This is a genomic window from Lactococcus sp. LG1267, from assembly GCF_017309545.1.
GTDB lineage: Bacteria > Bacillota > Bacilli > Lactobacillales > Streptococcaceae > Lactococcus > Lactococcus petauri.
In genome coordinates this window covers 1,100,624-1,125,557 of sequence record NZ_CP071295.1, presented here as the reverse complement: position 1 = coordinate 1,125,557, position 24,934 = coordinate 1,100,624, and the positions used below count along the sequence as shown (strand labels likewise).

The following is a 24,934-nucleotide window of genomic DNA, read 5'->3' as shown; positions in this document are numbered from 1 at the left end:
AACACAATGTAAAACGCTTTCACGAAAATTACTAAAAAAACACCTTCTCATTTGAAAGTATTTTTTTAAATGTGTAAAATTCCACGATAAGTGTAGTAAAGTGATTGCAAAACCAAAAGTAAAGGTGTCTTATCGGTCGTGTCATATCCATTTACTTCTTCCTTTTGTGTTAAGCAATAAAGAGGGATATCAGCTATTTGTACCAAACTATTTTCAGTTAAATTGGTAAGGCTAATCAATTTATGATTTCTGGATTTGGCCAGTTCTGCTAATTCCAAAACAGAAGGTGTTTCCCCAGATAAAGAAACAAAAAAGAATACTTCATGAGAAGAGCTTAAAATCTTCTTTTTCATTTCCTGCTGATATTCATAAAATTGAAATTTGTCATCGAGAGCAAAGAGACTTTTTACATACATCTTCGTCAGAAGGCCTGTTTGATCTAGCGCATAAAAATTTACACTCTTGGCTCTTTGCATTAGCTGCACAACCTTCATTTCTCTTTCTTTATCGATTAGATCAAAGTTTTTTAAAAGAATATGCTTATGTGCATTCATACTTTCAGGAGTTGTAAGCTCCTGTTTGAGGTTAATCTTAAATTCAGAGAAATTTTCATAGCCTAATTTTTTACAGAAACGAGTTATTGTATTGGGCACAGTGTAAAATTTCTGTGATAAAATAACAATCTTGGTCTGACTCACCGCTTCTTTATTTTTCAAGATGTAGTCTACCAAGTCTTCTTCCAACTCTGTTAACTTATTCTCTTTATTTTTTACGCGTTCCTGAAAACTCAGCATATTTATCCTCTTCTTTGACTTTTTAAGCCTTTCACTTATCTTTTATTCTACCATAGTTTCTTTTTAAAATAAAAACGCTTAAATATGTCAAATCATGCAGCATAATTTTCCACAAAAAAGAGCCTATCTTATAGACTCCTTTTATCTCATTATCTTATTTACTGTTTTTTTCGTTGATCCACTCAGTGGAGAGTGTCATCGCGGCACGTGTCGCATTAGTATCATTCATTGAATTCACCATAACAAAGTCATGGATAATGGCTTGGAAACGCACTTGAGTTACTTCCACTTCAGCTTCTCGCAATTTACGTGCATAAGCTTCACCTTCATCTCGCAAAACATCAGCTTCACCAGTAATAATCAAAGCAGCAGGTAAATCTGTCAAATCTTCTTTCGTCGAACGAAGCGGTGAAGCTGTGATTTGATTACGTTCTTCTTCGTTTGTCGTATATTGATTCCAGAACCAAATCATTCCTTCTTTAGTCAAAAAGTAGTTTTCCGCAAATTCATTGTAAGAATCCGTATCAAAATTGGCATCTGTTACGGGATAATACAAAACTTGTTGTCCAATCTTTTGACCGCCTCTTTTTTTAGTCAAAAGTGTCATCACAGTGGCCATATTCCCGCCAACAGAATCTCCAGCTACAGTGAGATGATTTACATCAAATTTCATATCGTTAGAAAAATCTTTTAGCTGTTGTAGGACAGCGTAGTTTTGCTCAATAGCTGTTGGGTATTTGGCTTCGGGTGACAGGGAGTATTCAGGAAAAACCACAACGGAGTTGGTCCGTACGGCAAGCTCACGAATTAGTTTATCATGTGTATGTGCATTGCCAAAAACCCAGCCTGCTCCGTGGATATAAAAGATTACAGGTAATTTCTTTTCTTGATTAAGGGGGCGAATAAATCTGACATTTATTTCCCCCCAGTCTCCTATATCAACAGCGATATCTTCAATATCGACGTCTTCCTTTGCGACTGGAGAATCCTGAACTTCATTTAATAAGCTTCTTCCCTCTTCTACTGGAAGTTCATAAATACGAGGATGGGGCGCATTTGCTTCACTAAATTCTAGCGCAGCTGTTTCTAAGGAAATTCTTTCTACCATTTTATACCTCCAAAAATACTTTTTATTATCTTTTCTTAAAAGATAATTTTTTATTGCAAGGACAAAATCCAGTAAAATCAAAAACTTCTTCATAATATTGAAGTAATTCTTCATAGTTCTTGAACTACGTTAATTTTCTGAATATTATTTTAATAACATTTTATAATTTAAAGTTAGAGAAAACAAGAAATTGATATCGGAAAATACTTTCGTTCTTATTCAGACGATTTGCTCGTAAGGTAAATAAAAAGGGGAACCCCCTTTTTATTTAACAGTCGTTTCCCCAGTTACTTTAACTTGTTCTTCGCTAGGAAGTTTGTTATAAGTATCCAACAATTCTTGATTTTTAAAGATAAGATTTCCATCAATCATTGCTTCTCCATCAACACCTTTCCCAGTTTGACCATGGAAGCCTTCAGCATTTACTTCAACATCTCCCTTAACTGTACCATTTGAAATATAGAACTGTGGAGAATTTACTTCAAGTTTTTTTACAGTAAGTGTATAGCGATCTGTAACCTTACGGTCTGCATCTTGCGTATAAAGGGCTAATTTACGTGCTTCTTCGCCCTCTTTATTTTTAAATTCGCCTTCAACATTCAAAGTTTTGTCTGATGCATCTAAGTCTTTATTAATGGCCGCAATCCAAGCGCCATCCTTCGAAAGTCCTTTAGAAAGGGTATCAAAATTATCTGTGCCTGCAGTTGCCCCAGCAAACACTTCAGCTGATTGTTCAGTTTTTGTTTCTTCTGATTTTTTTTCACCAGATCCACAAGCTGTCAAAACTCCCAATGACAAAGTTGATACAGCTAACAATGAGAGAAGTTTCTTATTCATAATATACCTCGCTTTTCTTTTTCTTCATTGTAGTATACACAATTGTTCCATTCAAGAAAACGCTTCCTTTATTTATGAGATTGTTTTGTTCAATTCATTTTTCTAAATAATTTAACTCCTCTTTTTTCCATAAAAATAAGGGCTATTAAGCCCTTAGAAATATATTTGCATGCCTTTATTATTACCAACATCTGCTCCATACTAAAGATGTATATTAAACTGAACGAGGCAAGACAAGTGCTAGGATTAATCCTAGAAACCAGAAACCAAATATCGTAGCCAAAAAAACTCCGAATATTTGTCCCCCAGATAAGCCCCGAGAACTGGCAATTTTGACGGGCAAAAAGAAAATGAGAATTGCGATGACTAACACAAAGAGAGCCAACCAAAAATTTGCTGGTGCACTGTTCCAAATCTCTTGTAGACTTGAGTTAATATTTTCAAAATTCATTTTTTCTCCACAGTTTGTTAACGCTTTTATTTCATTTTTTATACGATTAAGAATACATAAAATTTATGAATCCTTGTAGGCGTATTATAACAGCCGTTTCTATTATTTTCAAGCTTGTTTTACCGTTATTTAGAAAATTAAAAATTAGTGTAAAACTGTATAAACTGCTGTTAAGGCTTGCACAGCAAGTATGACCACTATTGGCGACATAATAACCAGAACAACAAGTCCTGGACCTGATAACCATTCTTTATCTTTATTTTTTCGCATATTCGTCTCCTTTATCATTCTATAAATCATTTGATACTGGATATCGTTAAATAACTTCAAACTTCATAGACATTAAATCCATATACCACTAGAGGCAATGAATATTATAGCATAAAATTTATCGTTTCTACTTTTGCAATAAAATAAAACAAAAAGAAAAACCGCTCAACAGAGCGGTTAGACAAGTCAAAATTATTTACGACGTTCTGGGATACGAGCCGCTTTACCTTGCAATGCACGCAAGTAGTAAAGTTTAGCACGACGCACACGACCGTGACGGATAACTTCGATTTTTTCAACACGTGGAGTGTGAAGTGGGAAGATACGTTCTACACCAACACCGTTTGAGATTTTACGAACAGTGTAAGTTTCTGAGATACCAGAACCTTTACGTGCAATAACAACACCTTCGAACATTTGGATACGTTCGCGAGTTCCTTCGACAACTTTAGCGTGAACACGTACAGTGTCTCCAGCGCGGAATTCAGGGATATCTGAACGAAGTTGACCTGCATTGATAGAATCGATCAATGAAATAGACATTTTTTTCTCCTTTTGCTCATCAATAAAGCCATTGGCCCAGCGGATAAACAGTTTTATTTATGCCAAATTGGCACTTATAACATTCTACCAAATTTATGCTTTCTTTTCAAGAGCTTTCTTTGGGTTTTTAGTAAAAGTCATTGTAAAAGTCGTTTGGTGTTCATCACTTTCAACAGATACCTCCCCTTGGTGTTGTTCGACTATCGTTTGGACAATCGCTAAACCAATTCCATGAACGCCACCAGCACCTTTATAAAAACGCTCGAAGATATGTGGCAAAGTCTCTGGATCAATTCCACTCCCATCATTAGCAACCGAAATCACCACTGCACCATCTTTTTTTGTACAGGTAAGTACAATTTCTGTTTTGACATACCGCATAGCATTGGAAACTAGATTACTTATTGCTCGTCGTAAAGCTTTATAATCACAAGTAAGCATCACCGCTTTTTTATCAAAAACTGTTGTAATTTTAATGCCTTTTTGCTCAGCAAATATCTCTTGCTCTTTCGCAATATCTTTCATGATTAGACGAACATCTTGGTAAACAAGCTCTTGATGCACACTTAGGCTGTCTAAGCGTGAGAGAGTTAGAAGATCTTCTACTAGCTCACTCATACGATCGGTCTCATAAAGTATTGTCTCACTTGCCTTTTTGGGATCCATCACCTCATAGGAAATCCCCTCAGCATAACTTTTTATTGCCATTAAAGGGGTCCGAAGTTCATGCGAGGCATTTTGAAAGAAGAGTTTTTGGTTTTTATCGTTATGATCCAATTGCCGAGCAGCAACATTCATATTATGTGCTAAAGTAGCCAACTCACGGTCCTGAAATGTTCCTTGATATTCAGTAAAATCTCCTTGGCCAATACGTGTCGCAAATTTCGCTAAAATTGATAAAGGCTTAATCAAGCGCTGCGTTACAAAAGTAACGGCTAGACTAAGGATGACAATGACAGCTAGGGCAACAGAGACCAAGAACAGGTTAACTGAGTTTGTAAAATTAATAATCCCGGTGATATCCACATATAGGACTTGATACTCTCCAGAACTTTGACGAATGGTTTCAATATAAAAGGTACTTCCTGACGTATCCAGACGATAATTTTTTACCTTACTCAGTGGAACTTTTTGATTTTTTAAAGCTTGTGCGATATTATTTGCTGTCTCTCTCTCAAAGTTACCAACTTTTTCCAAATCCTGTACTTCATAATTATCATTGATATTAAAAGCAACGGGGTGAGTATTAAAGCTTCCACGAGGTGCATCTTCTAAGTCCGCAGAGGTACTTCCTGAGGGTGGAGTAACTTGTGCTTGATAAATCCTGACTTGAGATAACTGCCGTGAGGCCGAATTGCTAATATAGCTGTTTATCAAGATATTAAAAATGAGGATAATCCACAGAAAAGCAAAGAAGACAAAACCAATATTTGTCAGAAGCAAGCGCGTCTTGATGCTGAGAGGTTTTCTCCTAATCATCATCGCTCCTTACTCTGCTTCTTCATTTTTTTGTTTTTCAAACTCGATTCGACGGAAAATAGCTTTAACACGCATCACCAACTCCATCGGACTGAAAGGCTTAGTGAAGTAATCATCACTGCCCAAATCCAATCCTGTCGCATAGTCTAAGTCACTGTCTCGAGCTGTCAACATAATAATGGGTACGATACTTTGTGCACGTAAAGCTTTCAAGATTGTAAATCCGTTAGAGCCAGGCATCATCACATCTAAAATAACAAAATCACTTGGCTCTTCATTAAAACGCTCTAAGAGATGATCACCAGTTGAGAAGTCCTCTACTTTAAAATCTTCTTTTTCCAAAAAAGCTTTGATTGCTAAGCGAATATTATCATCGTCATCCGCAATATATATTGTTTTACTCATTATATTTCCTCCTCATTAATCATGTCTACCAGTTCATGAATCAAATACATTCGATTATCTAATGCGTGAATCTGCTCAGCACATACTTGCAATTCATTACTTAAGTGATCTGGCATTTCACCGCCATATTTGTAGCGAACCTTATGTTCCAATGTCGCCCAAAAGTCCATTGCCGATGTGCGCAGTTGTATCTCGACACGACGAGCTTCATTATTAAAAAGCGGGCCAAGATTAACTTCTAGTATCATATGATAAGAACGATAACCACTCGGCTTTGGATGATTAAGATAATCTTTTTCACTGATCACATTGAAAGCTTCTTGATTTTTAATGATTTCTACGATTTCATAAATATTTTTGGCATAAGCACATATAATTCTTACACCGGCTATATCTGAAAGATTTTTTTCAGCTGCTTCTGCCGTTACAGGTAAGGCTTTTTTCTTCAACTTGCCTGCAATACTTTCTGGTGATTTAATTCTTTGCTTGATATGTTCTATCGGGTTAACAGGTTCATAAGCATTGTAATAAGCATTAAGATTAGAAAGCTCTGTCATGATGACTGCCAAAGCACATTCATATTTCACCAAATTTCGCTTGAGTTTCTCAAACTCTTCAACTTCAAAGCGGGTCGTTTTTATTTCTTTATTCATATTCATTTCCATTCTTGAAAGAGTTTTCACATATGTCTATTATACCAGAGGCTGCGAAATTTATCAGCTTTAGAAACTACTCTGTTCCCTTCCCACTTACGGTTGCAAATAAAATGAAAGGAGCCCATGCTCCTTTGAAGATAATTAAAATTATACAATTATAATCTTAAAATGCACTCAACTTAAATAGAGGACAAAAAAAGAGGAAATACCTCCCTCTTTTTTATATATTAAAATAAATGACTAAAGCTAAAATAGATAAAAGTGCTGTCACACACCAAAAGACAATATCAATCTTCCATTCACTCCAACCTTTTCCTTTACCAGAGAAGCCACCAAGTTCAAAATGATGGTGAATCGGCGTCATACGGAAAATACGTTTACCATGTGTTACTTTAAAGTACGAAACCTGCATCATAACAGAAACGGTTTCTAAGATATAGATAAAGCCAATCAAAAGGAGCGTCCATTCGACATGTAAAAGAATCGAAACGATGGCAATAAAACCTCCTAAACCAAGGCTTCCCACATCTCCCATAAAGATCTTTGCTGGTTTGTGGTTGAAGAAAAAGAAAGCAATCAAACCACCAATGACAGAAAGAATGATAAGTAGGACATCATATCGTCCTTGAGCAGCTGCAATTACAGCATATGCGCTGAGAGAGATAGCCACTGTGATACTGGCTAAGCCATCAATACCATCTGTAAGATTCACGGCATTTGACCAACCTACAAGCCAGAAGATAATGAAAACTGCAAAGAACCATCCTAAATCAATTTTCCACCCCAAGATATTAAGTACATTTGTACTATCCACCTGCATCAAGATAAGATAAGAAACAATACCTGTGGCTATTTGGGCTAAGAGTTTATGACTGGCTTTAAGCCCGCCATGATTTTTTTGGCTAAAGATTTTCATGAAGTCATCTAAGAAACCAATCAGAGAGTACATCGCTAATACCCACCATGCTGTGATGAACATAGGAGTAAATTGTGCAAAAATCAGAGCAAATACTGCTGAAACTAGGAGGGCTGCAACTACAAATACAAGGCCTCCCATGGTCGGTGTGCCTGACTTACTTGCATGTTGTTTTACTTCTTCAAGAGTGGGTTGTCCCCCAAGTTTTTTCTTATGAAAAAACATAATAAAGCGTGGTATTCCAATTGCGGTCAAAACCAACGCGACTAGAGCTGCTAAAATTGCAGTGATTAACATAGTGCCTCCGACTGTTACTTAGAAACTTTGTTTCCTTTATTTATAGAGCTTACTCAGCTCAAAATTGAAAGAGGCGAAAATTTTCGCCTAATTCATTGTGACTGTGATTGTTTGATTGTCTTTAAGTTTGGTTCCCATTCCCACACTTTGTGTGTTCACATGGTCGCCAGAACCTTGATATTCAATTTTCAGATTGTACCATTTTGCGAGTTGCTCAACTTGTTCTTTAGACCATTTAAACATATCTGGCATGATATGATCGCCATCAGTAAGAAGCATGACAGGTGTATTTGCCCCAACTTCTTGCCCTTTAGCTACAGATTGTTTGGTTACTTTTGTACCTTGACCAATCACAATCGGTGCTAAAAGATTACGACGTAGACTATCTGAAACGTTACCTGGAGATTTCCCTGTGTAATCTTCGAGAGTAACTTTTCCAGCCTTCAGACCTGAAGTATCTTGTGGAGCTGCTTCTTGGTTTTTAATTTGCTCTGCGCGCGTAATCAAAGAATTAGCAACATCTGAGATATAAGTCAATGACCAAGTGCTTGATGGAATTTTGATATTCATATAGAAAATGAAATCTGGATTCTCTGGTGGATACATGGCAACTGCAGAATAAATATTATCTTGCATTCCCTTCATATAGCCACCTGTATCCGATGCAATCTGTGCTGTACCTGTTTTGACAGCCATTGTATTGCCATTAACCATGAAGAGCGGGCCAGGTTCATGCCCTTGCGATTCTACTGTCAGATAAGAAGTTCCCCATGTTGGGTCAGTATTAACACCTACCATCAAATCTTTTGTTTTATTTATCGCATCTTCGGACACCGGACGTCCAACAACTTCTGCCTTACTTTCCAAATAGGTATTTTTATCTTTGTCTACAATTTTATTCACAACATGAGGTTCAAGCATTTCTCCTTTGTTTGCAAAGCTTGTCCACCCACGTAGAAGTTGAATTTGTGTTGTACTGATACCTTGCCCAAATGAAGATTGGATTTGAGATACTGGGTTATCGTCAGGAAGAGCACCAAACTGTTCTCCACCCATCCCAATACGGGTTGGAACACCGAATTTAAAGCGGCGCAAGTAGCTGTCCCAGAGGTCGCTACCCATATTTTGAACAATCCGTGTCATTCCAGCATTACTAGACATCTTGAATCCTTCAGCAAAAGTAACTGTTGATGGAAGTTTAAAAGTTCCATCTTCGCTTTCATTGGCATCCCAGTCATTAATAACGACATCATAGAGATTGACACGACGGTAGTAAGAGGCATTCAGATCCACTTTATTACTATCCAAAGCTGAAGCCATCAAGAAAGTTTTCATAACAGAACCAGGTTCAAATTGTGACTGGTAAAGCATGCTGTTCTCTGTGAAATGTGGCTGTTCCCGCGCTGCTTTATCATTAAAGTTATTGGCGGTAATTGTTGGACGCTGTGTTGTAGCCAAGATGTCACCTGTATGTGCATCCATCAGTGTGGCAGAAAGTTGCTGACCACCTGACTTTTCTACAGCTGTATCCATCAGTGATTCAAGATTACCTTGCAAACGGGCATCTAAGGTTGTATAAAGATCTTGACCATTTTTTACCTGCTTGCTTACTGTTGTTGTTCCTGGTAATGGGCGACCATAACGGTCTTTCTCATAAGTTTCTTCACCATTTGTACCGCTGAGAACATCATTAAACGAGGCTTCTAAGCCGTTGATTCCAACCAAACCAGAGGCAGAATCCCCAGGTGTTTTCAAAGAAGCTATACCTACAAATTGTGAAGCGTAATTTGGTTCTGGATAAGAACGTGTCAAGTTAGGTGTGAAACCAATACCTACTAATCCAGCATTCTCTGCATCTTTTTTTATCTTTTCCATTTTAGCGAGAGGAATCTTTGTTCCTGCCGAACCAAATTGGACTTGAGCTTTTCCAGAATTGAGTTGTTGCTCAATCAAATCCTTGTCAATTCCCAATTCTTTATTAAGAAATTCTGTAACTTTCGGAAAGTCAGCCTCATCAACATAAAGCTTATTATTGTTATTGTCGACTTGTGTCTTATCAAGCACAGCATAAATCGTGTAATCACTCGCATCAACTGCAAGTGGCACACCATTTCGGTCAAAAATTGTGCCTCGCTTAGCATAAACAGTCGTTGTGTTTAAATAGTTCGTCTTAGCCATTTCGGAGATGTTTACACCACCGATTTGATTCACTGTAATAATCCAGACAAAGCGAAATATAAAAATCGCAAACAGAGCAATAGCTACTACAAATAGACTTTTACCTACATGTTTACGATTTTGTTCAGGTCTTTGATGACTTTTTTTCGCTTTTTTCGAAATACGTCTGAAAGGGAGAGTAATTATTCGAAAAATATTTTTCATTTTGTCGCTTTCAATACATTATCAGAATTGTAGGAGATACCATACTTATCCGTAACTTTTTGTAATTTGTCTTGGGATGTTAACTCCTGAATTTTCTGGTCATACTCAGAATTTTTTTGCTCTTTAACAGTAATTTGACTGTTATAGTGCAAGGTACTACTTTCAATTTCTTGTGTTTTTGTTTGAATGAAGAGTTGAGTAACCGCAAGCATCAAGGCTACGACTACCATAGAAAGATAAAATACTTTTTCAACCCCAGAAAATCTTTTGAACTTTTTGGCCAAAACTTCTGGTGCTAATGAGTCTTTTGAAATCGCATAGCTGTCCTTTTTGGCCGCTGTTTCAATGTCAAAATATTCTTTAGGTTGCGCTGCCATATTTTTCTCTCCTCTCTCCTTTTTCATCAGTTTTAATCTTTTTGTTTTTCAGCCACACGAAGCTTAGCACTGTGCGCTCTATTGTTAAAAGCAAGTTCTTCTTCACTCGCAAGAACGGGCTTACGATTGACTAACTTGAGTTTTGCTTCCATATCTTTCGGAATCATAGGAAGTCCTTTCGGCACGTCAACTGTGCTGTATTCTTTAAAAATTGTTTTCGTTAAACGATCCTCTAAAGAATGGAAAGTAATCACACTTATTCGTCCAGAAACGTTAAGCAGATCAATCGCTTCTTCTATTGATTCTTCAGCTGCTCCTAGTTCGTCATTTACTTCGATTCGGATTGCTTGAAAAATACGCTTGGCAGGATGTCCTTTTTTCTTGAGCTCTTTTTGAGGAAGTGCTGACTTGATGATATCCGCCAGCTCTGTTGTCATTTCAATAGGTTGAAGCTTACGTGCTTGTTCAATCTTTCGAGCAATTTGCTTTGAAAACTTCTCTTCGCCATAGCGGTAAAAAATGCGTACCAAATCCTCATAAGGATAATCATTTACAACTTCATATGCAGAAAGTGCTTGAGATTGATCCATTCTCATATCTAATCGTGCTTCCTTCTTATAAGAAAAACCACGTTGGCTGTCATCAAACTGTGGGCTTGAGACACCTAAATCATAAAGAATACCATCAATTTTTGTAACTCCTAAGTCTGCAAGACTTGAACGTAAGTAGCGGAAGTTACTCTTTATCAATGTCACCTTGTTTTCTGCCAAAGCAGCTTTAAGACGAACCTTTGCATTTTCGTGGGCAGTATCATCTTGGTCAAATGCGTAGAGATGACCTGTTGTCAACTTACTCAAAAGATACTCACTGTGACCTGCACCACCAAGAGTTGCATCCACATAGATGCCATCAGGTTTCACCTCAAGCATATCAACAGTTTCGTGTAGCATTACAGTATCATGCTTGAATTCCATGTTTACAAGTTTACAGGCGAAAAACGCCATCCTTCCCTAATAGCTAATATTCATTATAACATTTTTCTCCAAAATGTATAGTGGTTTACAATATATTGTAAACTTTTTTTCTCTTGTTCTTAATGTTTGGTCTTTCGACGCATATACATGGCGTTTGCCATTTTATAAAGAAGTTTACTTACAGGGAGGTCAAACTCGCCTACATATTCCTCAATACGTGGATTGAAGTGCTTTTTAAACTTCAATAATCCATCTTTTTCGGAAAGGGAATTTTCAAGGCCACCCATATTCAAAGTATTTGCTCCATTTTCAAATGCATGTTGAATTGTTTCAAACCATACTAGATAAGAAGGATAATATTTTTGGAATGCTGTATCTGTCCCAGCATAAAGGGTTTCAGCAGCGCCAAAAGCATTGATAGATAAAGTTCCTGCTACCGGAATAATCTCTCCTTTTTCTGCGATAAACTGCGTAATGTCCGCAACGTTTTTCTCAGCAATAGCAAGTTCTTCAGTTAAAGTTTTTAAGCGTTTTTCATTTTTGGCTTTTGCTTGATTATCTTTAATCTTTTCAACATTTGCTTCCATATCTTTTTTTACCTTAGCCATATTAAATTTTACTAAAGTAATAAAAGCATGCGAGCCATAGGTGTCTAAAAGTTTTGTATAATAATCAGCATTACGAAGACTTACGTTTTTACGTGCTTCTGTCTTCTTCATCAATTCAGCAAAAACAGGAACTAACTCCTTTCCACCAAAAGTAACTTCTGGATAAGAATTGCGTGCTTTACGAATAAATTGACGTGTTTTTTTATCTAAATTTTCTTCTGAAAAATCTTCTTTATAAATGACAGCATTGTAGCGAGGCTGAATCGTATCATGCATTTCTGTAGTACGTCCAGTATACTCAACACCTGCACTTGTTAAATTCGTCAGAAGATCATATGCATCGTCAAATTTGTAAGCCGGATCAAACTTGATAAAAAGTGCTTTTTGACTTTTACCAAATTTTTTCAATTCTAACAGAACAAACTTTAATAAAGCTTTATCAGTATAATCCATCAAAATTCCGCGTGGGATATAAAGCATTGTGAATCCCAATGGAAGAGGGCGAATCAAGACCAAGCTACTTGCAACCAGCTTATCATCTTGATAAAATCCAATGATTTCCGATTTCCAACTGCTTTTGATGGTCGCCCATTTTGAGGTTTGTAAAAGGTTTGGCATACCAGAGGCAGCAACAAACTTGTCATGTAGTTGAGGATCGAGTCCAATTTTTACTGTGTACATATCTCTATTCTATCAAAAATTATTAAAAAAAACAGGCTCAGTTTGAACCTGTTTGACCAACTGGGGTAGCTGGATTCGAACCAACGCATGAGGGAGTCAAAGTCCCTTGCCTTACCGCTTGGCTATACCCCACTGTCTATCTTTCGACAACAGTAAATATTTTATCAAAATCATGAGAGGATTTCAAGGATTAACTCTAACCTCTGAGATATAAAATAAAATTAGGCGCCTAAATTATAGGCTTTGATTGCTTCTTCCATGGCATCTGCAAAATTTCGGGTAACCGCCAGTTCTTTACCAGAAGCCACAACAACAAAACTACCATTTTCTTCATTAATATCAGCGATGATTTTTTTACCTGATTTGACTTGAACACCTGTTTTTGTGTCAATAACTTCAATTTCTGTATCTTTTTTCTTCGACATCATCAGTCTCCTTTATCCTTCATATCTAGAGATTTCCATCTCAACTTTTCAATGATACCATTTTGCCGAGTTTTTGTCACGCTGTTTTTGTTCGTGTGAGTCTTCCATTTTAATTGCACTGTACCTTATTGTCAAACATATCCAATAATTTGAAATAAAAAAAGGAATACCCCAAGAGGCATTCTTTTTATTTTCTTATGAAAGTTCTGCTACAACTGCCTTCAATTGAGCTTTTGTTTGAACACCGACAACTTGTTTCACCATTTGACCGTCTTTAAAGAAGATCAAAGTTGGAATGCTCATAACACCAAAAGCTTGAGGTGTTTCAGGATTTTCATCAACGTCTAACTTACAAATTTTAAGTTCAGACTCGTCAAGTTCTTCTCCTAATTGTTCAAGAATTGGAGCTTGCATACGACATGGGCCACACCAAGTTGCCCAAAAATCTACTAGTACAAGTCCTTCTTTAATTTCTTCTTTAAATGTAGCATCAGTAATGTTATATTCCATTTTTCGTTCCTCGTTCTTTATTATGAGTACATTCTAGCGAATTTTTATCTACTTTACAAATATTATGATTGTTTTTATATTTTGAGTCATTTCAAGGTTGCAATTGTTGCGCCACTTCCGCCAGCGTTCACAGGAGCATACTCATAACTCTTAATATGCCGGTGTTTTTGCAGCTTCTTTTGTACCATTTCACGAATCACACCAGTTCCGATACCATGAACAATGGTAATTTGTAATAAGTTAGCAAGCAAGGCCTGATCAATATAATTATCCAATTCTAGCTCTGCTTCCTCATATCTCATACCACGTAAATCAAGCTGTGCTTTCACTTTGTTACTAACTTTACGGGTTATGGCTTTCGTTTTTGCTGGTTGGTTCTTAGCAAGCTCTTCCTCTGTTAACTCAAATTCATCTTCTTGCAGTTTGGTCATTATTGATCCCATTTGCACCTGCCAACGTCCATCTTTTTCAAGACGAATAAGTTTTCCACGTTGCCCATATGCTGTAACCACCACTTCAGCTCCTTGCTTCAACCCACGTTGTGCCTTAGCTTTCTTCAAAACTTTGTTTTTACTGTAATCAACAGATGGAACTAGGTTTTCAAGCTCGCTACGGGCTGCAATGATTTCGTGAGGTTTGAGCTGCGCTTTATCATTCAATGTTTTGAGAATTTCTTGAGCTTCTTGACTGGCCTTTTTCACAACTTCTTGGGCTTCTTGTTTTGCCTTCTCTAGCTCATGCTCACGCTCTCGATTAATCTGATCATAAACCTTGGTTAAATCTTTATGAAGATTTATATTTTCTCGTTCTAACTTCTTAATATTGGCTGCTGCTTCTGTTACTTCACGCGTTTTTTCCTCTAAGCTTGCGATCATATGATTGACATCGTGTTCCTCATCAGAAACCAAGTTACTAGCCTCCTGAATGATTTGGTCTGACAAACCTAAACGTCGTGAAATTTCTAAAGCATTTGAGCGACCTGGTACACCCAGCTGCAGACGAAAAACAGGGCGCATTTTATCGATATCAAACTCCATGCTCGCATTAAGAACTTCAGGTGTTTCAACACCATATGCTTTAAGTTCTGGATAGTGCGTACTCGCCATTGTCTTCACATGTTTACCACGTAAATATTCTAAAATTGCAATGGCCAAAGCGGCACCTTCTTTGGGATCCGTCCCTGCACCAAGTTCGTCAAAGAGCACCAATGCGTTATGATCTGCCTTGTCTAGAATAGCGACAATATTAGTCATGTGACTAGAGAAAGTCGAGAGACTTTGCTCAATTGACTGTTCATCCCCGATATCCGCAAAAATATCCTGGAAGACATGTGCACGACTGCCTGTACTGGTAAGAATAGGCAAACCAGATTGCGCCATAATAGTAAGCAGACCTACAGTTTTTAGGGTAATTGTTTTACCCCCAGTATTTGGTCCCGTAATTACAATTGTGTTTAAACTACTGTCAAATTTGATGTCATTGGCCACAACTACATTTGGATCAATCAAAGGATGACGTGCCTCATAAAAACAGATGTCTTTGTTTTGGGTTAATTCAGGAATACTAGCCTTATGCTTCAATAAGTAGTTGTACTTGGCTTTAATCAAGTCGAGATGACCTTGTAACCATGCATTTTGCCGAATATCCAAGCTGTAGGGTTTAAGTTCTTCACTGACTGCTCGAAAAATTCGAAGCATTTCATTTTTTTCTTCGATTTTCTTTTGGTTTAAATTATTGTTAAGCGAAACGGCAGCATTGGGTTCAATATAGAGTGTTTGTCCTGAGGCAGACATATCATGCACTACACCTGCTATTTTATTTTTACTGTCTGCCCGTACAGGCAACACTTGGCGATCATTACGAACCGTGATTAAATTTTCAGTGAGAGAACCTGCATTTTTAGACAAAAGTTCCTGCATCACTTTTTTAATGTCTGACTGATAGCGCTTAATGGCTGAACGAATGTGCATCAGTTCAGCAGATGCATTGTCGTAAAGTGCCCCAGAGTTATCAAAAATTTCAAGTGTTTTATGCACAGGAGAAAGATCAGAAAATTTTTGGATAAGTTCCTCAAGTGTTGGTATTTCAACATTCTCTGCTTCGTCAAAATAACGCAAAATATTAAGGCCTTGTTGGACAACTTTTTTTATTTCGACAAATTCTCGCCCACTCAATTGAGCATCTAATTCTAAGCGGCGCAAAATTTCACTGATATCGGCCGTTTTTGAAAGATGAAGCTGCCCATTTTCTTGAGCTAACTTTTCAAATTCTGCCAATTCATCAAATAAGTTTTGGATTTTAGTGGCATCAGAGAGGGGTTCTAATTCTTCCAACTCTTTTTTGCCTTGAGCGGTTGTTAAAAAGGCCAAGAATTGCTCTTTGACCTTGTCAAATTCTAAAATTTGGATAATTTTTTTATTCATAAATTCTAAATATTACCTATTATATTTTCAATAAATATATTTTTCAGCATCCCCGAAGAAATCGGAGTGTGGCTAACCATCAAGCGAACCAAAGCGGAAGCATTCAAATGGTTTTGAACAGTGGGCATGGGTACAAGCGCAAGTAAAGTAACAGCCATTTGTAGGCCGAAATAAGTTGCTCCGAGCGCAAGAACACCTGCGATAATTTTTCCAGTTTTTCCGAAGGGTTGCAAACGTGTAATGTGGACAAAAAGTCCGAGTAGACGTATCACCGCATAAGAAATAACGAAAATAATCATAAAAGCAAGACCAGCATAGAAGGCATCATCGATTTGGAAAAGCAAGTTATTATCAAAAAACAGTAATCGTGAATCTGCTGTTGCACTGGAGAAAGGTACCCACATCGTTAATTTTGAAGCAAGTTCCTTATAATTTAAGAAGGCAATAATTGCAGATATAATGATCCCCAAGCTATATAAAGCCTGTAAGACTAGACCTCTTGAATAGCCAACCAGAAAGGCCCATATAAGTAATATTAAGATAAGTAAGTTAATAAGCATAATGTTTTCCTAAATTTCTGTAAATCATTCGTTTACTACCCATTATACCTTATTTTCTCCTCATTTACCAAACAGGCTTGAAGAATGTCCTTTTTGTAAGCTATGGCTAAATTCAAGCTTTTGAGTCATATCATTGATTGCCAGTACAGCTTCTCCAAAACCAACTGACATTAAGGGAGCTTTCCCATCGTAATCACTGGCATCTCCCGCTACATAAAGACCTGCGAGATTTGTCTCTTGTTGGCGGTTAGCCGTTATTCTTCCTCTACGGCTTAGTTCGAGTTCTTCATTTAAATCAACATGGTTTGTCATCATTCCATAGTTTACGAGTATTTTATCTACTGCTAAATGATTGAGCTCATCGGATTTTACACGTTGCAACTTAAGACCTTCAGGTGATAGTTCCTGCGGAAGATAAGGGGTATGTATTTCAACGGTTGATTGTTCCAGCTCTGCCACTGTTAAAGCATGGGCTCGGAAAGAAGGTCGACGATGAATAAGGTGAACTTTGCTGGCAACTTTTTCCAACATCAGTGCCCAATCCAGTGCACTGTCGCCCCCACCAAGAACCGCAACTTCTTTTTCACGATATTCTTCTAAGTTTTGAATAAAGTAATTCAATTTCCCTAATGCATGAAGTTCTTCTTCTTGCTCGAGATTAAGCTTACGCGGACTGAGCAAGCCAGATCCTGTTGTTAACAATACTGCTTTCGAATGATGTGTACTTTTACTTGTTTGCAGTACAAAATGCTTATTTTCCTCTTCTTGGCTAATATTTTCAACTTTTTCATCTAAATATAGTTCATGTGGCACGCGAGCAAGTTGTGCCAAAAGGTTGGCCGTTAGATCTGCTCCTGAAATCTCAGGCAAACCTGCTATATCATATATCATTTTATCTGGATAAAGTGTTTGAGGTTGACCGCCAGCTTCTTCTAGAGCTTCGATTATCTTGACCGTCATCCCCCGCATCCCAGCATAAAACCCGGCATAAAGTCCAACAGGACCAGCACCGATAATTGTTAAATCGTATAAAGTTTCCATGCCTTCATTATAGCAAATTTGTCAAAAGTTTTTTACATTTTAAATTCCATCCATCTTTAACACAAAAAACCGACGAAACGATTTCGTCAGCTTTTTAAGTTAAACACGCCCTAATATTTTTTTCATTCCTTGAATAAGTTTATATTTTACAGGGTTTGGATAGTAGGAGAATTCTCCTACTTTTTGTGTGATATAGCCCCCAAAATTTTGCTTAAATTTCAAAACACCATCACTGCCATCAAAGTTTCCTGAGATACCATAAAAATTATAGGTTTTCATCTGACGCTCAATTGCATGAAGCATGGCTGTATGCTGCATAAGGAAAGGGCCACCTAACTTGCCATAAGCGCCGTCAGATCCACCATAAAGGTAAAGAAATTCTTGATTGACTTCAATAAAGACACCAGCTGCAATTGCGACTCCATCTTTATAAGTAATCAAAAATTCGATTTTATTGCCAAAAGCCTTATAAAGTTCTTGATAATAGGCCAAATCTTTGGTTGCAAAATGACGCTTTTCACCTGTGTTACCAATCAAACGTTCCACTTCAAAGAGTTCTTCATAAGTAGCTATTTTAACTGTTACTTCATTTTTTATCGCTTTTTTAACGTTACGTTTTGCGTTAGTGTTGTAACTCTTGAGAAGTTCTTCTTCACTGTGTATTTCAGAAAGATCTTTGATGTATTGCCATTCGGCAACGGCATCCTGCTCTTCATAACCCACATGTCGCCCATTGTAAGTTAAGCCAAGCTTTTTCATTTCTGAAATGAAAGACTCATTAGCTTCTTGAAGTTCTTGACCTTTGCTGTCATAAACCATATAGTCGACAGCTGGACGTATCTTCACTTCTAGAGCTTGCTGATTTTTCGCATATTTTTTTAATTCTTGAATAAAACAGTTATAGACCATCTGATCAAAATTGCCAATAGGGCCAAAGTTAATTTCCAACTTTGCACCGCCTGAAACAGAAACAGAAGTCATAAGTGCTGCCATTTTAATCTGATCATTGACTTTTACAGCAAGGAAAATCGGTTTATAACCACGTTTTTCTAACATTTCTGCCATTTGTGGGGTTTGTAAAAATGACTCCGTTTTTTCAGCTGCAAAAGCTGTAAATTGTTCTTGTGAGATTTCTAAGAATTCCATTATTTTCTACCTAAAAGTATCTTAACCATACTTAAAACTTTGTGTTTAACTGGTTTTGGATAATAATTGAAATAACCAACTTTACGTACAACATACCCTGCAAAGTTCTGTTTGAAGTGCAGAACGCCATCTGTACCGTCAAAAGTTCCAGCTACTCCAAAGAAATTATAACTTTTCACGCCTTTATCAAGGGTTTTCTTCATTACGTAATGCTGAATAGCAAACGGCGCATATAGCTTTTTAAAAGCTTCATATGATCCACTAAACAGATAGATAGTTTCACTTGCACCATAGATAAAGAGTGATCCCGCTAAGATAATATCCTCGCGCCCATGTTGAACAATAAATTCACGCGCTTCTGCTAAACGAACTTTTTGAGTTTCTAGCTGGCTTTCTAACTCTTTGCGTTTACCTTCTTTTTTCGTTTTTTCAATCTGTCCAGTAAGTTTATCCATTTGAGCTAAAATTGCCGCTTCATAGTCTGCGAAATTAATCTCAGCCACTAAAAACTCTGCCTTATCGCCAAAAGTTTTATAAAGACTTTGGTAGTAAGGCAAATCATGATCATCATAACCACGGCGTTCCGACGTTTCTGAAGTAATCTTTTTGAACTTATCAAGTTCTTCATAAGCTAAAGGACGCACTCGAATCCCAAACTGTTGGGTTTTCTTAACAGAGTATTGTCCATCTTTCGTATAAGATTTTAAAAGTTTTTTATCATCTGCGATATCAGAAAGATCTTTCACATAGTGCCATGTAGACTCGCCACGTTTGTTGTAACCAACTTCTAAGCCCGTATGTTCGTAATTTAACTCCTGCATTGATTGAATAAACTGCTTGTTTTCGGCAGTCAACGCATTACCTGTACTATCAAACTCTTGATAATTTGTATTAGGAATAACTAAAAGTTCCATGCCACCATGGTCTTTAACAAACTGACGTAATTCTTTGTAGAAAAACTTTTCTACGTCTTCTTGGTACTCTTGGTAAATTGGGCCATACTGGATTTCGTAGTGTTTTCCTCCAGTCATATTTTTTGCGCCCAAAAGAGCAGCCATTTCAATTTTATCTGATTGGACAGCCAACAAAGTTACTTCCCAGCCGTTTGCCATCATCAGCTCTGCCATTTCAGGAGTCTGTAAAAAACTCCCTTGGCTTACATTTTCATTGAATTGAGCGAATTCTTCAGCTGAAATTTCTCTTAATTTATAATTCAAAACATATCCTTATTTCTTTAGTGATTTTATTTATTATAGCAAAAAAGACTGAATATTTCAGCCTTTCCTTCTAAATAGAAGTGTTTTTTCCTTTTGTAAAAGTTGATCTTTGTCTTGAAGTAAAACAAAGAGGAGAGTAATAATGAAGACAAAGTCAGCAAGGAAGAGAAGATAATTGAGCAATGAAAAATCATGAATTCCAAAGCTAACAGCATCTACAGCGTGGCTTATATTGCTCAATAAGAACAAAGACAAAGCTACAAAAAAGATTAATCCAATCCCATAATTGGATAAGCCAGCATCGCGTAAGCGACGTGTAAATAATGCAAGTGTGGGTAACAAGAAGCCGACTGCGATAAGAAAGAGTAAGGCAAGCATCATCCAGGTCGCAATAAATGCACCTCCGAAGAGGATGTTTTCAAAGAAATGAATCCCCACAAACATTACTCCTAGCACTGCAAATACCAGAGCAAATATCAGTTGAACAAACCAAAAACTTAGGCGACTTGTTCTTCCTCTGAAGGAAACATAACCGAGAAAATAGTTTTTGATCGCTTGCAAAAAGTTCTCTTTACCATTTTCTTCTATCCGTGCTGGCCCATAAGTTGGTGCTGAAAATTCTGGTAAGTCCGCTGCAGCTTGAGCACCAGGCAGAGCATTCAAAATAAGAATACCGAAGAAACCACCAAAAGGAGCTAGAATTACAAAAATCAATTCCCAAGGAAGACTAACATCGCGTAAGCGACGTACGGCTATAGCCAAGAAAGGGCAGAAAGCCACTAGACCATAACATATCCATAAAGCAATGAAAAAATATGAAAATACAGACCACAAATCTGGTAAAACATCACTTGATAAAAGATGGAACAAAGTGGCAAAGGCAAGTAGGACAACTGTCACTAAAATATGGCCTAACATTGCGAGCCAATAGTCTTTTCGACTGGTTCTTTCTTTAAAAGAAATATAGCCTAACCAAAATTTTTGATAGGATTGTTTGAACTCTTTCAAATTAAACATAATCTCCTCATTTCATTAATAATCGTTTTGCTTGCGCGAGAGCTTCTACTGTTATGTCATCTCCAGCTAACATTTTTGCTACTTCTTCAACTCGCTCTTCCAGTTTCAATTTTCTTACTGTTGAAGTAGTGACATCATCTGTCGACGCCTTTTCAATATAAAATTGTGTATCCGCAATAGCCACCACCTGTGGTAAATGTGAGATAGCTAAAACTTGACCTGCTTGAGCGATTTTATAAATTTTTTGAGCAATAGCTTGGGCTACTCGTCCAGATACACCTGTATCAACCTCATCGAACACAATCGATGTTTTATTTTCACGTCTTGAAAAACTTGATTTAATAGCAAGCATCAAGCGTGAAAGTTCGCCTCCTGAAGCCGTTTTGGCCAAGGGTTTGAACCCCTCACCTGGATTAGTTTGAATATAAAACTCTACTTGTTCATTACCCTTGCTTGAGAATTTCCCACTCTCAAACTGTACAGAAAAATCAGCTTTTTCCATATACAAATCAGCAAGTTCCTTTTTAATATCTGTCTCTAATTCTTTCGCGATTGCATGACGTGCTGTGTTAAGATGTTCACTTGCAATTAGTAATTCTGCTTGCGCTTCTTTCAGTGCTTCTTCAAGGCTCTCACTATTTTCAGTTCCACCCATCAAATCTGAGAGTTCAAGTTGGATTTTTTCCAAGGTTTTCAATACGTCAGAAAGTTCTGGACCATATTTTTTACGTAAGGTATTCAAGGTGAGAATTCTCTCTTCGATTTGTAAAAGTTCTGTGGGATTAAACTCTATACCTTCAATTGCTGTTGATAACTTGGTTGAAACTTCCTCAAGCAAGTAATAAGCATCCATCGTTTTATCAGACAAATCTTGGTAATCTTGATCAAATTCTGCAACATTTTCGAGTTCTGCCATGGCTGTACGTATTCCGCTCAGACTTGAAAAATCACCCTCTTCATCGTCTAAAGCCAAATAGGCTGTATTTAAAGCATCTGCTATATTTTTAGCGTTGTTCAGCTTATCACGGCGAATCTGCAATTGCTCATCTTCTTTTAGATCAATCTCGGCTGCTTCAATTTCTTCAACTTGAAACTGCAAGATTTCGATACGTTGGGCAAATTCTTGTTCGTTCTTTTGACGTGTTTCAAGTGCTTGACGAATTTTTTTATAATGCTCAAACTTAACTTGGTATTCTGCCTTAATTTGTTCAAAATTTTCATCACCAAACTCATCAAGAAGTCGAAGATGATGTTTAGCATTCATCAATTCTTGATTGTCATGTTGCCCGTGAATATCAACTAAAAGCTCGCCGATTTCACGTAAGGTAGTCAGATTTACCATTTGCCCATTCACCCGACAAACAGAGCGCCCATTAGCAAAAATGTCACGTCGTAAAATGAGTTCAGTACTTCTTTCAAGGCCCAAGTTTTCTAACTTTTGATCCAGCTCTGCATTTTTCCCTGCAAAAAATAGACCTTCAATTTCGGCCTTATCCTTACCTGTACGGACAAAATCACTGGAACTCCGTCCACCGAGTAAAAGTCCCATAGCATCAATAATGATTGACTTACCAGCCCCTGTCTCCCCAGTCAAAATGGTCATCCCACTTTCAAAAGAAAGATGAATCTCTTCGATAATCGCAAAGTTCTTGATAGAAATTTCTTGTAGCATACTTTTTCCTTTTATAAACTTAATTCGTCATAAACGGTATTTGCTTGCCGTCTTGTTTCACAAATAATCAAAATACTATCATCGTCCGTCATAATAGAAAAAATCTTCTTATTGTAACGATTGATGAGGCTTTTTTTAATCACACTGGTCGTCCCTGGTTTAGCAGTGATTGAAATCATATTATCGTGCATCTTCAATTCTAAGATGGCCTCATTGGCTAACTCATTATGCAGCAGGTCCTTTTGTTCTTCATCATGTTGTTGGGGCAATGCGTAACGATAACCCCCACGACTTCCAGGAATTTTAATTAGGGCAAGTGACTTAATATCACGAGAGACTGTGGCTTGTGTCACATCAATATCATTAGCCAAAAGCTCTTGGACAAGCTCATCTTGTGTTTGTACTTCTTTAGTTGTGATGAGTCTTGAAATAAAATCAAGGCGTTCTTCTCTTCTCATACTAATGTTTCCTTTTCTGTTTGGAGTACAGCTTCAATATCAACAAGAGGCGCCACTGTAGCTGTCTCTTCTTTTTTTAAGTGTACTAGAAATTCAACATTTCCTGCGCCACCTTTAATTGGTGAAAAGGTGAGATTTTTGACTGAAAATCCAGTACTCAAAGCTTTTTGAATCACTTTGTCAATCGTTTGCTTATGAACCTTTGGATCTTTAATGATACCATTTTTCCCCACTTGCTCACGACCAGCTTCAAACTGTGGCTTGATCAAGGCAGCCACATCACCATCTTGAGCTAAAATATCAAACAAAGGCGGTAAAATCAAGTCAAGTGAGATAAAGCTCACATCAATCGAAGTAAACTCAGGTTGTCCTTGCGTAAAATCATCTAAGACAGCCTTGCGGAAGTTAAACTGTTCCATAACAACCACACGCTCGTCTTTACGAAGTTTCCATGCCAGTTGGTTTGTCCCGACATCGAGGGCATAGACACGTTTGGCGCCGTTTTGTAGCATAACATCTGTAAAACCACCAGTTGAAGCTCCAATATCCAAGCAAGTTTTATTTTCCACAGAAAGTCCAAACTCTAAAAGAGCTTTTTCTAATTTCAAGCCACCGCGACTCACATATTTAAGTTTTTCACCTTTGAGTCTTAGTTCTGTTGCTTCTTCTATCTTTTGTCCTGGTTTGTCAAAGCGTTCCCCTGACTTGGCATCTACTACTAAACCAGCCATAACTCCCCGTTTTGCTTGTTCTCGCGTTTCGAACAAGCCTTGATTTGCTGCTAAAACATCTACTCTTTCTTTCATTTTATTTCTAAACTTTCTATAATTTCGACAATTTCAGCACTTGAAGTTATTTGTGCCAAATCACTTTTCACAGCCGTTAATAATTCTTCTAAAGCTTCTTGAGCTCCTTTTAATCCGAGTAAGGCCACATAGGTTGACTTTTCTTCTGCTTGGTCCTTTCCAGGCGTTTTTCCTATTTCTTCAAATGTTCCCGTAACATCAATAATATCGTCACGTATTTGGAAAGCTAAGCCTAGATTTTGACCAATTTCTCTTAGTTTTGCGATTACTGCTTCAGACTGTTCAGCAATAATTCCAGCAGCAACAAAAGGAAAGGTTAACATTCTTCCTGTTTTCAAATGATGAATTTTCTTTACTTGCTCTAAAGATAATGTTTTTCCTTCGCCATCCATATCTAAAATTTGTCCAGCAACCATGCCCAAAGCACCGCTTGCAAAAGAAAGTTCTTTGACTAAGGAAACAACCATTGCAGCTGGTAAAGAAGCAGTAGCCAATAGATAGTAGGGATCTAAAAAGAGCGCATCTCCCGCCAATATCGCTGTTGCTTCATCAAACTTTTTATGATTGGTGAGCTGACCTCGGCGGTAATCATCATTATCCATAGCGGGTAGATCATCATGAATCAAGCTGCCCGCATGAATCATCTCAACAGTTGTCGCCACTTGATAATGTGCTGTTTCAAGTGTAACTCCTAGTGATTCTAACATCTTCAGAAACAAAAGTGGACGAATTCTTTTACCTCCTGCAGCAAGTGAGTAAGTCACAGCATCTGCAAGATGTTGAGGAACATCAGCTTTTTTATAAAATTTTATCAGCTCTTGATTGAGCCTATTCATATCGGTAATCATTAGTTATATTATCCCATTTCACAGAAATAATGT

At 37.3% G+C, this 24,934-nt stretch carries 26 protein-coding genes and 1 tRNA gene; all 27 read right to left on the bottom strand.

The genetic code is table 11. From position 1 onward, the window contains the following. Positions 1-65: 65 nt before the first annotated feature. Entirely contained in the window at positions 66-794 is a 729-nt protein-coding gene (locus J0J33_RS05560) for a MurR/RpiR family transcriptional regulator (RefSeq protein ID WP_019293737.1), read from the bottom strand. Between the two features lie 154 nt (positions 795-948). Then, positions 949-1,902: an alpha/beta hydrolase gene (locus tag J0J33_RS05555; RefSeq protein ID WP_206888471.1), complete on the bottom strand. Its 954-nt coding sequence runs from the start codon at positions 1,900-1,902 to the stop codon at positions 949-951. Positions 1,903-2,166: 264 nt separating this feature from the next. Beyond that, entirely contained in the window at positions 2,167-2,739 is a 573-nt protein-coding gene (locus J0J33_RS05550) for a hypothetical protein (protein WP_064305296.1), read from the bottom strand. 214 nt (positions 2,740-2,953) lie between these two features. Beyond that, complete coding sequence (locus tag J0J33_RS05545) at positions 2,954-3,190, bottom strand: hypothetical protein (protein WP_019292019.1); 237 nt, start codon at positions 3,188-3,190, stop codon at positions 2,954-2,956. Positions 3,191-3,334: 144 nt separating this feature from the next. After that, positions 3,335-3,460 carry a hypothetical protein gene (locus J0J33_RS10875; protein ID WP_016170978.1) on the bottom strand — a complete coding sequence of 42 codons (126 nt, stop codon included), beginning with the start codon at positions 3,458-3,460 and terminating at the stop codon, positions 3,335-3,337. A gap of 192 nt (positions 3,461-3,652) precedes the next feature. Continuing rightward, a complete protein-coding gene (gene rplS / locus J0J33_RS05540; RefSeq protein ID WP_004258564.1) occupies positions 3,653-4,003 on the bottom strand; it encodes a 50S ribosomal protein L19 in 351 nt (116 codons plus the stop codon). A 93-nt stretch (positions 4,004-4,096) separates the two neighbouring features. Continuing rightward, positions 4,097-5,482 carry a cell wall metabolism sensor histidine kinase WalK gene (locus J0J33_RS05535; RefSeq protein WP_206889156.1) on the bottom strand — a complete coding sequence of 462 codons (1,386 nt, stop codon included), beginning with the start codon at positions 5,480-5,482 and terminating at the stop codon, positions 4,097-4,099. A gap of 9 nt (positions 5,483-5,491) precedes the next feature. After that, positions 5,492-5,887 (bottom strand): response regulator transcription factor, encoded by a 396-nt coding sequence (locus tag J0J33_RS05530; protein WP_019292017.1) that lies wholly within the window; start codon positions 5,885-5,887, stop codon positions 5,492-5,494. After that, positions 5,887-6,540 carry a GTP pyrophosphokinase family protein gene (locus J0J33_RS05525; protein ID WP_017369023.1) on the bottom strand — a complete coding sequence of 218 codons (654 nt, stop codon included), beginning with the start codon at positions 6,538-6,540 and terminating at the stop codon, positions 5,887-5,889. The genes J0J33_RS05530 and J0J33_RS05525 overlap by 1 nt, the downstream gene beginning before the upstream one ends. 223 nt (positions 6,541-6,763) lie before the next feature. Next, positions 6,764-7,756, bottom strand: a complete 993-nt coding sequence (gene mraY, locus J0J33_RS05520; protein WP_206888469.1) for a phospho-N-acetylmuramoyl-pentapeptide-transferase — start codon at positions 7,754-7,756, stop codon at positions 6,764-6,766. 87 nt (positions 7,757-7,843) lie between these two features. Beyond that, positions 7,844-10,138 carry a penicillin-binding transpeptidase domain-containing protein gene (locus tag J0J33_RS05515; RefSeq protein WP_206888467.1) on the bottom strand — a complete coding sequence of 765 codons (2,295 nt, stop codon included), beginning with the start codon at positions 10,136-10,138 and terminating at the stop codon, positions 7,844-7,846. Beyond that, positions 10,135-10,515, bottom strand: a complete 381-nt coding sequence (locus J0J33_RS05510) for a cell division protein FtsL (RefSeq protein WP_019292013.1) — start codon at positions 10,513-10,515, stop codon at positions 10,135-10,137. The genes J0J33_RS05515 and J0J33_RS05510 overlap by 4 nt, the downstream gene beginning before the upstream one ends. Before the next feature lie 32 nt (positions 10,516-10,547). Then, positions 10,548-11,489, bottom strand: a complete 942-nt coding sequence (rsmH, locus tag J0J33_RS05505) for a 16S rRNA (cytosine(1402)-N(4))-methyltransferase RsmH (RefSeq protein ID WP_004258590.1) — start codon at positions 11,487-11,489, stop codon at positions 10,548-10,550. A 119-nt stretch (positions 11,490-11,608) separates the two neighbouring features. Beyond that, on the bottom strand, positions 11,609-12,778 hold the full coding sequence (locus J0J33_RS05500) for a peptidoglycan bridge formation glycyltransferase FemA/FemB family protein (protein ID WP_206888464.1): 1,170 nt from the start codon (positions 12,776-12,778) through the stop codon (positions 11,609-11,611). Between the two features lie 60 nt (positions 12,779-12,838). Next, positions 12,839-12,910: transfer RNA gene (locus J0J33_RS05495), tRNA-Gln, on the bottom strand. Between the two features lie 89 nt (positions 12,911-12,999). Beyond that, entirely contained in the window at positions 13,000-13,203 is a 204-nt protein-coding gene (locus J0J33_RS05490) for a DUF2969 domain-containing protein (RefSeq protein WP_004258597.1), read from the bottom strand. 195 nt (positions 13,204-13,398) lie between these two features. Beyond that, positions 13,399-13,713, bottom strand: a complete 315-nt coding sequence (trxA, locus tag J0J33_RS05485; RefSeq protein ID WP_019292011.1) for a thioredoxin — start codon at positions 13,711-13,713, stop codon at positions 13,399-13,401. A gap of 86 nt (positions 13,714-13,799) precedes the next feature. Continuing rightward, positions 13,800-16,136 (bottom strand): endonuclease MutS2, encoded by a 2,337-nt coding sequence (locus J0J33_RS05480; RefSeq protein ID WP_206888461.1) that lies wholly within the window; start codon positions 16,134-16,136, stop codon positions 13,800-13,802. Between the two features lie 5 nt (positions 16,137-16,141). After that, positions 16,142-16,696 carry a CvpA family protein gene (locus J0J33_RS05475; RefSeq protein WP_019293745.1) on the bottom strand — a complete coding sequence of 185 codons (555 nt, stop codon included), beginning with the start codon at positions 16,694-16,696 and terminating at the stop codon, positions 16,142-16,144. Positions 16,697-16,756: 60 nt separating this feature from the next. Further along, positions 16,757-17,737, bottom strand: coding sequence for an NAD(P)/FAD-dependent oxidoreductase (locus tag J0J33_RS05470; protein ID WP_019292008.1), 981 nt, complete (start codon positions 17,735-17,737; stop codon positions 16,757-16,759). A gap of 99 nt (positions 17,738-17,836) precedes the next feature. Continuing rightward, a complete protein-coding gene (locus J0J33_RS05465; RefSeq protein ID WP_206888455.1) occupies positions 17,837-18,883 on the bottom strand; it encodes a peptidoglycan bridge formation glycyltransferase FemA/FemB family protein in 1,047 nt (348 codons plus the stop codon). Then, positions 18,883-20,100, bottom strand: a complete 1,218-nt coding sequence (locus J0J33_RS05460; protein WP_206888453.1) for an aminoacyltransferase — start codon at positions 20,098-20,100, stop codon at positions 18,883-18,885. The genes J0J33_RS05465 and J0J33_RS05460 overlap by 1 nt, the downstream gene beginning before the upstream one ends. A 57-nt stretch (positions 20,101-20,157) precedes the next feature. Continuing rightward, positions 20,158-21,117, bottom strand: a complete 960-nt coding sequence (locus J0J33_RS05455; RefSeq protein WP_206888450.1) for a DUF805 domain-containing protein — start codon at positions 21,115-21,117, stop codon at positions 20,158-20,160. A 7-nt stretch (positions 21,118-21,124) separates the two neighbouring features. Continuing rightward, positions 21,125-22,789: a DNA repair protein RecN gene (gene recN, locus J0J33_RS05450; RefSeq protein ID WP_061413393.1), complete on the bottom strand. Its 1,665-nt coding sequence runs from the start codon at positions 22,787-22,789 to the stop codon at positions 21,125-21,127. A gap of 11 nt (positions 22,790-22,800) precedes the next feature. After that, a complete protein-coding gene (locus tag J0J33_RS05445; protein WP_019293749.1) occupies positions 22,801-23,247 on the bottom strand; it encodes an arginine repressor in 447 nt (148 codons plus the stop codon). Then, entirely contained in the window at positions 23,244-24,053 is an 810-nt protein-coding gene (locus J0J33_RS05440; protein ID WP_019292002.1) for a TlyA family RNA methyltransferase, read from the bottom strand. Before J0J33_RS05440 ends, J0J33_RS05445 begins: the two co-directional genes overlap by 4 nt. Then, on the bottom strand, positions 24,050-24,901 hold the full coding sequence (locus J0J33_RS05435) for a polyprenyl synthetase family protein (protein WP_206888446.1): 852 nt from the start codon (positions 24,899-24,901) through the stop codon (positions 24,050-24,052). Before J0J33_RS05435 ends, J0J33_RS05440 begins: the two co-directional genes overlap by 4 nt. Positions 24,902-24,934: the final 33 nt, after the last annotated feature.